Source organism: Bradyrhizobium sp. AT1 (assembly GCF_001590795.1).
Lineage (GTDB): Bacteria > Pseudomonadota > Alphaproteobacteria > Rhizobiales > Xanthobacteraceae > Bradyrhizobium.
The window spans coordinates 5560942-5573198 of sequence record NZ_JXDL01000001.1 but is presented as its reverse complement, the minus strand read 5'-3'; the positions used below and the strand labels follow the sequence as shown (position 1 = coordinate 5573198).

The following is a 12257-nucleotide window of genomic DNA, read 5'->3' as shown; positions in this document are numbered from 1 at the left end:
GACCTCAATTTTGCTGCTGGGCCGGCTCCAGATGGGCAGCGTCGATCACGAACTGTGCCAACGCCCGGCCAAGGCAATCATGGACCTGTTTCGCCAGTTCGGGCCCGCGGGACGGGCTGAACAGGTCGAACTGACCCTGATCATTCCACTGCCGCATGATCGCAAAACGATCGAACAGCGGAATATCATGCTCCTGCGCCACTACGCGCATATTATCGAGAAAAGGCTGCGCCGAGATCATGGTTTCGGTGCGCGGGCTGTACTGCAAATTCATCAAGACGACGTCAGCCCCTGCCTTTTGCAACGCAACAACCCCTTCGGTCACGGCGCCGCGAAATTCGTCGGGATCGATGGATCGGATGGCGTCCACCGTCCCGGTCTGCCAGATCACCAAAGTAGGCGTTTTTGCTTCTATCAGCTTAACGAAGGTGGAGGCGGCCTCCTCTGCCGTTCGCTTGCTCTGTATTTCTACGGAGACGTGCACCACCTCGGACGCCGGCAGCTTCTCCTTGAGGATCGCCTCCATGCGCGCCGGATAGGAGCTGCTCTCCGACGACGGAATCGTGGTCGAGCGGCTGCCGATGACGAGAATGTCGAGGGGTTTGCCGGCCTTGACGGCCGCGGCCACCTTGGGAAGCTGGCTTTCGCTGGTCAGCAGATAAGACGGCAGCTCGCACGCCGCGGGGACGGCAGGCGCAGGCGCGGCATCGCCCGCGCGCGCCACAGGCGCGGCGAGGCTACCGCATAGCAGGACCAGGCTCAGGAGAACCTTCGCCTTCATCAGCCCCCTCCCGCCAAATCGGCGTTGCCGACGGCGTTTTTGGTCTTCGCACCGCTCTTGTCAGCCACGCGCTTGTACCACGAAATCACCCAGGCCACGCCCCACATGATCAGGACCCCGGAGAGACTAATCAGCGCATGCATGGCCGCGCCGCCGGACACTTCGGCGAGAATGAAATGGCCGGCGAAGGCCAGGAAGACACCGAGACAGAAGATCTCGAGGGAATGCTGGCCACATAGAATCAATGGTCGCAGCCAGCGCGATTTCAAGCCCGGCCAATCCCGGGGCAGGAAGCGCACGGTGAGCGCGGCCAGCGCCAGGAAATGCGTGAAGCGCAGCACGTCGAGATCGGTCTTGTCGATCGGATACATCCACTGCTCGAGCCGTTTCGGCATGAAGTGGGAGAGCTGCGGCACGTACCATGTCAGCGTCACGCAGAACGCCGCCGCGAGATAGGCGATCGATATCCACATCGTCACGGGCGAGGCCAGGATGCGCGACATCCGTCGCGCACCTCCGAGCGCGCACCATGCACCGAACACGAACAGCAATTGCCAGGCGAAGGGATTGAAGGCCCAGAAGCCGTTCGGATAGGCCGACAGGTAGAGGTCGTATTCCCAGGTGACCGCGTAGAGCACGACCGAGAGGCCGAGCGTGACGTCGGGGCGCCATTTCATCGACCACAGGATCAGCGGCAGCGCCAGCATCAGCACGATGTAGAGCGGCAGCACGTCCATGTTGACGGGACGGAAGCGCAGCAGCAGCGCCTGCACGATGGTGATGTCGGGCTGCTTGAGGAAATCCAGAATGCCCATTTCCTCGGTGTAGAGCGGGTTCTCGAACCGGGTCGCGACATAGGAGATCTCGGCGAGGAAGATCGTGAACAGGAAGACGTGGGCGACGTAGATCTGCCAGACCCGGCGCAGGATCCGCGCGGTGGCGATGAGGACGCCACTCTCCAACATCGCTCTTCCGTAGACGAAGGCGGCGGTGTAGCCGGAGATGAAGATGAAGATCTCGGTGGCGTCGCTGAAACCGTAATTGCGGATCGTGAACCACGTCAACAGACTGGCCGGCAGATGGTCGATGAAGATCAGCCACAGCGCGAGGCCGCGGAACAGGTCGAGCCGAAGCTCGCGCTCGCCGATGGCGGGCAGCGTGATGGCCGGCGCGGCGGCGCGGGGCTTGCTCCCTGCGGGTTTGGCCCCCGCGGTTCCCGCGATCGTCTGTCCCGTCACTTGGTCGGCAATGGTCATCGGGGGCCAAAAACCCTTCCGCAAATCGCGACGTGTCAAGGAGTGTACCGGTCCGCTCGCCATCTCGCAAAGCGGCCGGACCTTCGGGGTGTCATTCCCTTTGAATTCTGGCGGGACGATGTCGCCAAAGCCGCCCGCGGCGTTTGGTTCCGGAGCCGGATTTCGGTATGGTAGCAACCATGTACCGCGCCGTGACCCGCCACATCGAAGTGACCGTCGAGCCGAACTTTGTTCCGGAACAGTCGTCGGCCGACCGTTCCCGCTACTTCTGGTCCTACACCATCGTCATCACCAATTCCGGTGAGGAGACCGTGCAGCTCAAGACCCGGCACTGGATCATCACCGATGCCTCTGGCCGCCAGCAGGAGGTGAAGGGCGAGGGCGTGGTCGGCGAGCAGCCGATCCTGGCCCCCGGCGAACGCTTCGAATACACCTCCGGCGTGCCGCTCTCGACCGCCTCCGGCTTCATGACCGGCCGCTACCAGATGGTCACCGAAAGCGGCGAGCGCTTCGAGATCGACGTGCCGGCGTTTTCCCTGGACAGCCCGGACAGCAAGCGGGTGTTGAATTAGGGGCGGTCGGTCTCGATGTCGTAGGGTGGGCAAAGCGAAGCGTGCCCACGTATCTTTCGCGACCGGGAGAAATCGTGGGCGGCGCGAGAGCGCCTTTGGCCACCCTACGAGATCGAGCTTGTGGCAGGCAGCTTGCAGACATGGCTTTGCGGCCTCGCGGCGCGTTTCGCCCGAGCTTTGCTTGATCTCTCCACACCCTCAAATCCAAGAGGGCACAGGGAAGGCCGGGTGCCGACAGGCACCCGCGGTCCGCTGCGCGAAAAGCGCACGCAGAAAACCGCACAGCAGCATACAGGTGTCGCCGATCACTCGGCCTTCCCTGCGCGATGGTTGGACGGCTTATGCCGTGATCTCCCGGGAGCCGAACTTTCCTTTGGCCTCCCTCGCCGTTCGAATTGGATGATGCCGTCCACCCGGTTGGGCTCGCGCACATCTTCGATCCGGCTTGACCGTAGCAACGACGGCCAGGACCACACGGTTTTGCCGTACGCACGGCCCGCCATTTCGCCGCAGTATTCCCGGCCCTGTCGACGAAGCCGGAAACTTACAGGCGAGACGAAGCCTAGCAGCGCCGTCGTCCGCACGCGGTTACGGACTCACAGGGACTACCCGCCCTGCCCGCACCCTTCGTGCCGACGCTGCCGCGTCCACCGCAAGCCCGGCTCGCGATCAAGACGACCTCGAGATCGCCCCTCTTGGTGAGCCGGGATGGGCGATACATACGCCGAAACCGAATTTCGGTAAAGTGGAATATTTTTGGCGAGATGGATTGACAGAGGCCGACACAGGCCAGGTGCCGTAGCCCGGATGGAGCGCAGCGCAATCCGGGACGGCCCGAGATGCCGGGCGGGCGGCCCCGGATTACGCTGACGCTCCATCCGGGCTACGAAAGCAGTGCCCCGTCTTTTGCCGTCATCAGAGAGATCGTGGGCACGGCGCAAGTGCGCCTTTGCCCCCTATGCCTACGAGCCCGACGCGTCTTCTACGCCCGCCTCATGCGGCGTGAACTGGTACACCGACGAGCAGAATTCGCAGGTCACGACCACCTTCTCGTCCTTGACCATCGCGGCGCGGTCGTCGGGCGAGAAGCTCTTGAGCATCGCGGCAACCGCGTCGCGCGAGCAGGAGCACTGCGCCTTGAGCACCATCGGATTGAACACGCGCACGCCGCGCTCGTGGAACAGGCGGAACAGCAGCCGCTCGCCGGAGAGCTCGGGATCGATCAGTTCGACGTCTTCGACCGTCTCGATCAGCGAGCGCGCCTCGACCCAGGCGTCGTCCTCCGCGACAGCGTGCACCTCGACGCCGTCTGGCGCATCGCCGGGATGCAGATCAGCCTGCCGCGCGCGCTCCGGCGCCTTCGGCAGAAACTGCATCAGCATGCCGCCGGCGCGCCAGCGATGCTTACCGCCGTCATTCGAGCGCCACTCCTCGCCGACCGCGAGACGCACCTTGGTGGGGATCTGCTCGGAGCGCAGGAAATATTCGTGGGCGGCGTCTTCCAGGCTGCCGCCGTCGAGCGCGACCAAGCCCTGGTAGCGGCTCATGTCGGGCCCCTGGTCGATGGTCATGGCGAGATGGCCGCGGCCGAGCAGCGTGCCGGAGTCTTTTGCCTCGCCAAGGCGCGCAGCATCGAAGCGCGCATAGGCGCGCAGGCGATCCGGCGCCTGATAGTCCACCACCAGGAACGACACCGGGCCGTCGGTCTGGGCCTGCAGGATGAAGCGGCCCTCGAATTTCAGCGCCGAGCCGAGCAGCGTCGTCAGCACGATGGCCTCGCCGAGCAGCTTGCCGACCGGCGCGGGATAATCGTGCTTGGTGAGAATGTCGTCGAGCGCCGGACCAAGCCGCACCAGGCGGCCGCGCACGTCGAGCGCGTCGACCTCATAGGGCAGCACGGCATCGTCGATCGGAACCGCGGATGGCGCGCGAACCGGGCCTTCGGGCCCGGCTTTCATGTTAGGGGATTGGGAAACCATGGCGCATTATCTGGGGTCGGTCGATGCAAATTGGAAGAGGCATGCCCGCATTCCTCACGGAACGACGGCTCGCGTAGCCCGGATGGAGCGCAGCGCAATCCGGGAGATCTTTCCGCGCGTTGAGAACCCGGATTTCGCTGCGCTCCATCCGGGCTACAAGAGGCTACTTCACCGCGTCGAAGCACCAGGCCAGAATGCCCTTCTGCGCGTGCAGGCGGTTTTCGGCCTCGTCGAACACCACCGATTGCGGGCCGTCGATCACTTCATCGGTGACCTCCTCGCCGCGATGGGCAGGCAGGCAGTGCATGAACAGCGCATCGGGCTTGGCCAGCGACATCAGCTTGCCGTTGACCTGATAGGGCTTCAGCACGTTGTGGCGATGCTCGCCCTCCTTGTCGCCCATCGACACCCAGGTGTCGGTGACGACACAATCGGCGCCCTTCACAGCGGCTTCCGGATCGGTGCCGAGCATGATCGATGCGCCTGATGTCTTGATGAAGTCGCGCATCGCCTTTTTCGGTGCAAGCTCGGGCGGCGTCGCGACGTTGAGCTGGAACTTGAAGCGCTCGGCGGCATGCGCCCAGGACGCCAGCACGTTGTTGTCGTCGCCGGTCCAGGCCACCGTCTTGCCCTCGATCGAGCCGCGGTGCTCCTCGAAGGTCATGAGGTCAGCCATCACCTGGCAGGGATGCGAGCGCCGCGTCAGACCGTTGATGACAGGCACGGTGGCGTTGGCCGCAAGCTCCAGCAGCGCCTCGTGATTGAGGATACGGATCATGATGGCGTCGACATAGCGCGACAGCACGCGCGCGGTGTCGGCGATGGTCTCGCCGCGACCGAGCTGCATCTCGGCACCGGTGAGCATGATGGGCTCGCCGCCGAGCTGGCGCATGGCGACGTCGAACGACACCCGCGTCCGCGTCGAGGGGCGCTCGAAAATCATCGCCAGCGTCTTGCCTTCGAGCGGCCTGACCGGCTGCTGCGCCTTCTGCTTCGCCTTCATGGCGCTTGACGCCGCGAGCATGCGCTTGAGCTCCGACAAGGGGAGCTCGTTGATGTCGAGAAAGTGCTTCGGAGTTTTGTTGGGGGACTTGCTCATCAGCTTGCCGCCCGCTTGGTCTGACTGGACGAGATCGCAGCGCAGGCACGCTCGAGCCTGACGACGCTGTCCTCGATCTCGGCTTCGGTGACGATCAAAGGCGGCAGGAAGCGCACGACGTTGTCGCCCGCGCCGACGGTGAGCAGTTTTTCGCTGCGCAAGGCCGCCACGAGATCGCCCGAGGGCACCACGGCCTTGATGCCGATCAGGAGGCCCTCGCCGCGCACTTCGCTGACGACATCGGGATGGCGGTCGATCACCGAGGCGAGCTTCTGCTTGAGCAGCAGCGACATCTTCTGCACGTGGTCGAAGAAGCCGGGCTTGAGCATGACGTCGAGCACCGCGTTGGCCGCCGAGATCGCCAGCGGGTTGCCGCCGAAGGTCGAACCGTGCGAGCCGGGGCCCATGCCGGAAGCCGCTTCCGCGGTCGCCAGCACCGCGCCGATCGGGAAGCCGCCGCCGAGCGCCTTCGCCAGCGACATCACGTCGGGCGTGACGCCGGTGCGCCTGTAAGCGAACAGATCGCCGCTGCGGCCCATGCCGGTCTGCACCTCGTCGAAGGCCAGCAGCAGGCCCTTGTCGTCGCAGAGCTGGCGCAACGCCTTGAGGAAGGCAGGGGTCGCCGAGCGCACGCCGCCCTCGCCCTGGATCGGCTCGATCAGGATGCCGGCGGTGTGCGGGCCGATCACCTTCTTCACGGTCTCGATGTCGCCGTGCGGCACCTGGTCGAAGCCGTCCATCGGCGGGCCGAACCCTTCGAGATATTTCGCCGAGCCGGTCGCAGCCAGCGTTGCCAGCGTGCGGCCATGGAAGGCGCCTTCGAAGGTGATGATGCGGTAGCGCTCGGGATGCCCCTTGGAGAAGTGATGATGGCGGACCAGCTTGATCACGCCCTCCAGCGCCTCGGCGCCGGAATTGCAGAAGAACACGAAGTCCGCGAAGCTCTCATTGCACAGGCGCACGGCGAGCTTCTCGCCGTCCGGGCTCTGGAACAGGTTCGACATGTGCCAGAGCTTCGTCGCTTGCTCCTGCAACGCCTTGATCAGATGCGGGTGGCAATGGCCGAGCGCATTGACGGCGACGCCGGAGGTGAAATCGAGATAGCGATCGCCATTGGTCGCGATCAGCCAGCAGCCTTCGCCGCGTTCGAAACCGAGGTCGGCCCTGGCGAAAACGGGGAGCAAATGCGGCGCTGCGCTGTTAGTCATGACGGTCACTTGAATGTTGCGGACGGTGTGACGCGTGCATTGCGCAACGCACCAGACCGGCCCGGAAAACGAAACGTGCCGCCTTTTAAGGGCGGCACGTGACACCATCTTATGCCGGGTAGAACGGGTGTCAATGCCGCCCGGAAAGCCTCGGGAAACGCTGAATCCGTAGTCTTGCGGTGCCGATTTCGCGGGTTTTCAGTACGGAACATGTGGAAGCGAGTCGGCGGACTCTTGCGCGGGAGTCACGCCATATTGTAGCGTTTGGATTGTCAGATACGACATCTCGTGCAGCGGTTCTGATCCCAAGAGTCCTCATGTACCGGCGTAAACGTTCGGGCGTCAGTCACGCGCCCGGCGAGCCTTAAGGGATTCTGGCGGCACGGGTTTTTGAAGGCTTAGCAATCGCCGCAAGGGCGCCAGGACGGCAGCCGCGCAGCGAGGGAAAGGGTGCAATGACGGTTTTGACCTGGTCCGATGATCGCGTCGAGCAGCTGAAAAAGCTCTGGGAGGCCGGACTTTCGGCCAGCCAGATCGCAGCAGAGCTCGGCAATGTGACCCGCAATGCCGTGATCGGCAAAGTGCACAGGCTCGGTCTGTCCGGCCGCGCCAAGAGCCCTTCGTCGGCGGCGCCCCGGCCGCGCAAGGCGCGTCCGGCGCAGCACATGATGCGGGTGACCCGCCCCATCGCGCGCGGCAACACCGCGCTGGCGCAGGCCTTCGAGGTCGAGGTGGAAGCCGAACCGGTCACCTACGACAACGTGGTGCCGATGAGCCAGCGGCTGTCGCTGCTCGAGCTGAACGAGGCGACCTGCCACTGGCCGGTCGGCGATCCCTCGAGCCCGGATTTCTTCTTCTGCGGCGGCAAGGCGCTGTCCGGCCTGCCCTATTGCGCGCAGCACTCGCGCGTGGCGTATCAACCGGCGGCGGATCGCCGTCGTGCCCCGGCGAAGCCGGGCCCGCGGTGAGCTTGCGGATTAGTTGACCGTAAGAACGGCAGCCGTCACATGGCGGCGCCTCAACCAACTTGATGTCGTCCCGGACAAGCGCGCCCCAAGCGCGCGCAGATCCGGGACCCATAGCCACCGCAAGATGTGGTTACGGGGACTCGGAGTTACCTTTTCGCAAGACAACTGCTGCCTGTGGTTATGGATCCCGGATCTGCGCTGATGCTTGTCCGGGACGACACCGAGTGTGTAGCGACAGTCTGCCAAAAGCCCTACGTCTGCTCCGCCTTGGCAAACCGATCGTCCAGCGCGTAGCCGGCGCCGCGGACGGTGCGGATCGGGTCCTGCTCGCGGCCGAGATTGAGCAGCTTGCGGAGGCGGCCGATATGGACGTCGACGGTGCGCTCGTCGATATAGATGTCGCGGCCCCAGACGCTGTCGAGCAGCTGCTCGCGCGAGAACACGCGGCCGGGATGCTCCAGGAAGAACTCCAGCAGGCGATATTCGGTCGGGCCGAGATCGATCGGCCGGCCCGAGCGCGCCACGCGGCGCTTGTCGCGGTCGAGCTCGATGTCGCCATAGGCCAGCACTGTCGCGAGCCGCTCGGGGCTGGCGCGCCGCAACAGGCCCTTCACGCGCGCGAGCAGCTCCGGCACCGAGAACGGCTTGACGATGTAATCGTCGGCGCCGGTCGCAAGCCCCCGCACCCGCTCGCTCTCCTCGCCGCGCGCGGTGAGCATGATGATCGGCAGCTGCTTGGTGTCGGGCCGGGTGCGCAGGCGCCGGCACAGCTCGATGCCGGACAGGCCCGGCAGCATCCAGTCGAGCACGATCAGATCGGGAATGTGCTCCTTGAGGCGGGTGTCGGCGTCGTCGCCGCGCATGACCGTCTCGACGTCATAGCCGTCGCCTTCGAGGTTGTAGCGAAGCAGCTCGGTAAGGGCTTCTTCGTCCTCAACCACCATAATGCGTGCGCCCATGGTGTCGTCGCTCCTTAAAGTCTTCAGGTATTCGGGATCGTCGTGGCGAAATTGGTCATGTCGCCCTTCGGCCGCTTGTCGGTGATCGCCTGGCCCTCGATCATGTAGAACACGGTCTCGGCGATGTTGGTGGCGTGGTCGCCGATCCGCTCGATGTTCTTGGCGCAGAACATCAAATGGATGCAGAACGAGATGTTGCGCGGATCCTCCATCATGTAGGTGAGGAGCTCGCGGAACAGCGAGGTGCAGATCGCGTCGACTTCCTCGTCGCCCTTCCACACCGCCATCGCCGCCGGCAGGTCGTGCGCGGCATAGGCATCCAGCACCGACTTGACCTGCTGCTGCACGAGGTCGGTCATGTGCTCCAGGCCGCGAAACAGCTTCAGCGGATGGAAATCCGTCTCAAGCGCGGCGACGCGCTTGCCCATGTTCTTGGCGAGGTCGCCGATCCGCTCGAGGTCGGTCGCGACGCGCATGGCGCCGACGATCTCGCGCAAGTCCACCGCCATCGGCTGGCGGCGGGCGATGGTGAGCACGGCGCGCTCCTCGATGCGCTTCTGCAGCGTGTCGAGGTCGGCGTCGATGGTGACGACGCGCTGGCCGAGCGCGACGTCGCGGCGGATCAGCGCGTCGACGGAATCGACGATCATGCGCTCGGCAATGCCGCCCATCTCGGCGACCAAGCGGGTGAGTTCCTGGAGGTCGGTGTCGAAGGCCTTTGCGGTATGTTCGGTACCCATATTGCGTCTCCTCAGCCGAACCGGCCGGTGATGTAGTCCTGCGTGCGCCGATCGGTCGGCGACGTGAAGATCTTGCTGGTATCGTCGAACTCGATCAGCTCGCCGAGATACATGAAGGCGGTCTTGTCGGAGACGCGCGCCGCCTGCTGCATGTTGTGGGTGACGATCGCGATCGTGTAGTTCTCGGACAGTTCCTGGATCAGCTCCTCGACCTTGGCGGTCGAGATCGGGTCGAGCGCCGAGCAGGGCTCGTCGAACAAGATCACTTCAGGGCGCACCGCGACCGTGCGGGCGATGCACAGGCGCTGCTGCTGGCCACCCGAGAGCGACAGGCCGGAAGCGTTGAGCTTGTCCTTGACCTCGTTCCACAGCGCGCCGCCGCGCAGCGCCTTCTCGACGCGGTCGTCCATCTCGGACTTCGAGATCTTCTCGTAGAGGCGGATGCCGAAGGCGATGTTCTCGTAGATCGTCATCGGGAACGGCGTCGGCTTCTGGAACACCATGCCGACCCGGGCGCGCAGCAGGTTGAGGTCGAGCTTGGGGTCGAGGATGTTGGTCTGGTCCAGCATCAGCTGGCCGGTGGCGCGCTGGCCCGGATAGAGGTCGTACATCCGGTTGAAGATGCGCAGCAGGGTGGACTTGCCGCAGCCCGACGGACCGATGAACGCCGTGACGCGGTTGGCGCCGAGCGTCAGGTTGATGTTCTTCAGCGCGTGGTGCTCGCCGTAATAGAAGTTGAGGTTGCGCACCGTCACCTTGGCGGGCGCCTCGGGCAGCACCGGCGCCTGCGGAAGGCCGCCGGACGCGCTCATCGATACGGAAAGATCACTCATTTTGCGGTCCTCTCGGCGCCAAGGATGCGCGCGCCAATGTTAAGGGCAAGCACGGTCAGGGTGATGAGCAGGGCGCCGCTCCACGCCAACTGCTTCCAGTAGGCGTAGGGGCTCTGCACGAAATTGTTGATGGTGACGGGCAGGTTGGCCATCGTCTTGTTCAGGCCGAGGCTGAAGAACTGGTTCGACAGCGCGGTGAAGAGCAGCGGCGCGGTCTCGCCGGCGACGCGGGCGGTGGCGAGCAGCACGCCGGTGATGAGGCCGGACCGGGCCGCACGATAGGCGATCCGCTTGATCACCAGCGAGCGTGGCAGGCCCAGCGCCGAGGCCGCCTCGCGCAGCGGATTCGGCACCAGCAGCAGCATGTCCTCGGTGGTGCGCAGCACGACCGGGATCACGATGACCGCGAGCGCCAGGCTGCCCGCGATCGCGGAGAAGCCACGCATCGGCACCACCACCGCGCCGTAGATGAACAGGCCGATGATGATCGAGGGCGCCGAGAGCAGGATGTCGTTGATGAAGCGGATCACCGAGGTCAGGCGGTCGTTGCGGCCGTATTCGGCGAGGTAGGTGCCGGCGAACAGGCCGAGCGGCGCGCCGATGCCGACGCCGATCACCGTCATGATGATCGAGCCGACGATCGCGTTGCGCAGGCCGCCTTCGGTCGAACCCGGAGGCGGCGTATCCGCGACGAAGAGCTCGAGATTGAGGCCGGCAAGGCCGTTGAAGAGCAGCGTGATCAGGATCAGCGCGAGCCAGGTGACGCCGAAGGCGGCCGCGGCGAAGCAGAGCCCGCGGATGACGATGTCCGTGCGGCGACGGCGCGAATAGATCGGATTGAGGGCCATGACCTTACTTCCCCGCCTTCTTGTCCAGCCGCATCAGCATCAGCCGCGCGGCGGCCAGCACGAAGAACGTCAGCACGAACAGCAAGAGGCCGAGCAGGATCAGGCCGGACTGGTGCAGGCCGTCGCTCTCGGCGAACTCGGATGCGATCGCCGCCGAGATCGTGGTGCCCGGCGCGAAGATCGATGAGGAGATGCGGAACGAGTTGCCGATGATGAAGGTCACCGCCATGGTCTCGCCGAGCGCGCGGCCCAGCGCCAGCATGACGCCGCCGATGATGCCGACCCGGGTGTAGGGGATCACCACGCTGCGGACGACTTCCCAGGTGGTGCAGCCGACGCCGTAGGCGGCCTCCTTCAGCACCGGCGGCACCGTCTTGAACACGTCGACCGAGATCGAGGTGATGAAGGGCAGCACCATGATGGCGAGGATCAGCGCGGCGTTGAACGTGCTGAGATAGGACGGCGGACCCGCGAAGATCGCGCCCAGCACCGGGACCCCGTCGAAGATCCTGATCATGAAGGGCTGGAAGCTGTTGGCCAGGAACGGGCCCAGCACGAAGAAGCCCCACATGCCGTAGATGATCGAGGGAATGCCGGCGAGCAGCTCGATCGCCATGCCGATCGGGCGGCGCAGCCATTGCGGGCAGAGCTCGGTGAGGAAGATCGCAATACCGAGACCGACCGGAATGGCGATCAGCATCGCGATGAAGGAGGTGACGAGCGTGCCGTACATCGGCCCGAGCGCGCCGAGCACCGGCGGATCGGCCGACGGCGCCCAGCGCTGCGTCCACAGGAAGGAGAAGCCGAACTCCCTCATCGCCGGGTACGCGCCGACGATCAGCGAGATGATGATGCCGCCGAGGATCAGCAGCACCGAGATCGCGGACAGCCGCGTGATCCAGTAGAAGGTGACGTCGCCGAGCTTGAACGCACCCAAGGCCTTGGCGCGGTCATACGGTCCGGCGTCGTCGATTACATCGCTCTGAACGGCCATTTCTGCCACGCCGATCCCCT

12 protein-coding genes are annotated in these 12257 nt (G+C 64.9%); 2 read left to right on the top strand and 10 right to left on the bottom strand.

Features of this window, described 5'->3' with window-relative positions:
* Positions 1 to 4: 4 nt before the first annotated feature.
* A complete protein-coding gene (locus tag SE92_RS25740) occupies positions 5 to 781 on the bottom strand; it encodes an SGNH/GDSL hydrolase family protein (RefSeq protein ID WP_063199679.1) in 777 nt (258 codons plus the stop codon).
* A complete protein-coding gene (locus SE92_RS25735) occupies positions 781 to 2037 on the bottom strand; it encodes an OpgC domain-containing protein (RefSeq protein ID WP_063199676.1) in 1257 nt (418 codons plus the stop codon). Before SE92_RS25735 ends, SE92_RS25740 begins: the two co-directional genes overlap by 1 nt.
* 179 nt (positions 2038 to 2216) lie before the next feature.
* Here SE92_RS25735 and apaG point away from each other — a divergent pair, with 179 nt between their 5' ends.
* Positions 2217 to 2609, top strand: coding sequence for a Co2+/Mg2+ efflux facilitator ApaG/CorD (apaG, locus tag SE92_RS25730; protein ID WP_063199673.1), 393 nt, complete (start codon positions 2217 to 2219; stop codon positions 2607 to 2609).
* A 962-nt stretch (positions 2610 to 3571) separates the two neighbouring features.
* On the opposite strand, the gene SE92_RS25725 is transcribed toward apaG, so the two are convergent.
* The 3 genes from SE92_RS25725 to SE92_RS25715 all read right to left on the bottom strand — a co-directional run bounded on the left by SE92_RS25725 (position 3572) and on the right by SE92_RS25715 (position 6895).
* A complete protein-coding gene (locus SE92_RS25725) occupies positions 3572 to 4588 on the bottom strand; it encodes an Hsp33 family molecular chaperone (RefSeq protein WP_063199670.1) in 1017 nt (338 codons plus the stop codon).
* A 163-nt stretch (positions 4589 to 4751) separates the two neighbouring features.
* Positions 4752 to 5687, bottom strand: coding sequence for an ornithine carbamoyltransferase (gene argF, locus SE92_RS25720; RefSeq protein WP_063199667.1), 936 nt, complete (start codon positions 5685 to 5687; stop codon positions 4752 to 4754).
* Positions 5687 to 6895, bottom strand: coding sequence for an aspartate aminotransferase family protein (locus SE92_RS25715; protein WP_063199665.1), 1209 nt, complete (start codon positions 6893 to 6895; stop codon positions 5687 to 5689). The genes argF and SE92_RS25715 overlap by 1 nt, the downstream gene beginning before the upstream one ends.
* Before the next feature lie 455 nt (positions 6896 to 7350).
* On the opposite strand from SE92_RS25715, the gene SE92_RS25710 reads away from it, so the two are divergent.
* On the top strand, positions 7351 to 7863 hold the full coding sequence (locus SE92_RS25710) for a GcrA family cell cycle regulator (RefSeq protein ID WP_014491301.1): 513 nt from the start codon (positions 7351 to 7353) through the stop codon (positions 7861 to 7863).
* Between the two features lie 251 nt (positions 7864 to 8114).
* Here SE92_RS25710 and phoB read toward each other — a convergent pair whose 3' ends face one another.
* The 5 genes from phoB to pstC are packed head-to-tail and all read right to left on the bottom strand — an operon-like array spanning position 8115 to position 12237.
* Positions 8115 to 8822, bottom strand: coding sequence for a phosphate regulon transcriptional regulator PhoB (gene phoB, locus SE92_RS25705; RefSeq protein WP_018316913.1), 708 nt, complete (start codon positions 8820 to 8822; stop codon positions 8115 to 8117).
* A gap of 23 nt (positions 8823 to 8845) precedes the next feature.
* Positions 8846 to 9562 carry a phosphate signaling complex protein PhoU gene (gene phoU, locus SE92_RS25700; protein WP_063199662.1) on the bottom strand — a complete coding sequence of 239 codons (717 nt, stop codon included), beginning with the start codon at positions 9560 to 9562 and terminating at the stop codon, positions 8846 to 8848.
* Between the two features lie 11 nt (positions 9563 to 9573).
* On the bottom strand, positions 9574 to 10395 hold the full coding sequence (pstB, locus tag SE92_RS25695) for a phosphate ABC transporter ATP-binding protein PstB (RefSeq protein ID WP_063199660.1): 822 nt from the start codon (positions 10393 to 10395) through the stop codon (positions 9574 to 9576).
* Complete coding sequence (pstA, locus tag SE92_RS25690) at positions 10392 to 11243, bottom strand: phosphate ABC transporter permease PstA (RefSeq protein WP_063199657.1); 852 nt, start codon at positions 11241 to 11243, stop codon at positions 10392 to 10394. Before pstA ends, pstB begins: the two co-directional genes overlap by 4 nt.
* 4 nt (positions 11244 to 11247) lie before the next feature.
* A complete protein-coding gene (gene pstC, locus SE92_RS25685) occupies positions 11248 to 12237 on the bottom strand; it encodes a phosphate ABC transporter permease subunit PstC (protein WP_063199654.1) in 990 nt (329 codons plus the stop codon).
* Between the last annotated feature and the right edge of the window lie 20 nt (positions 12238 to 12257).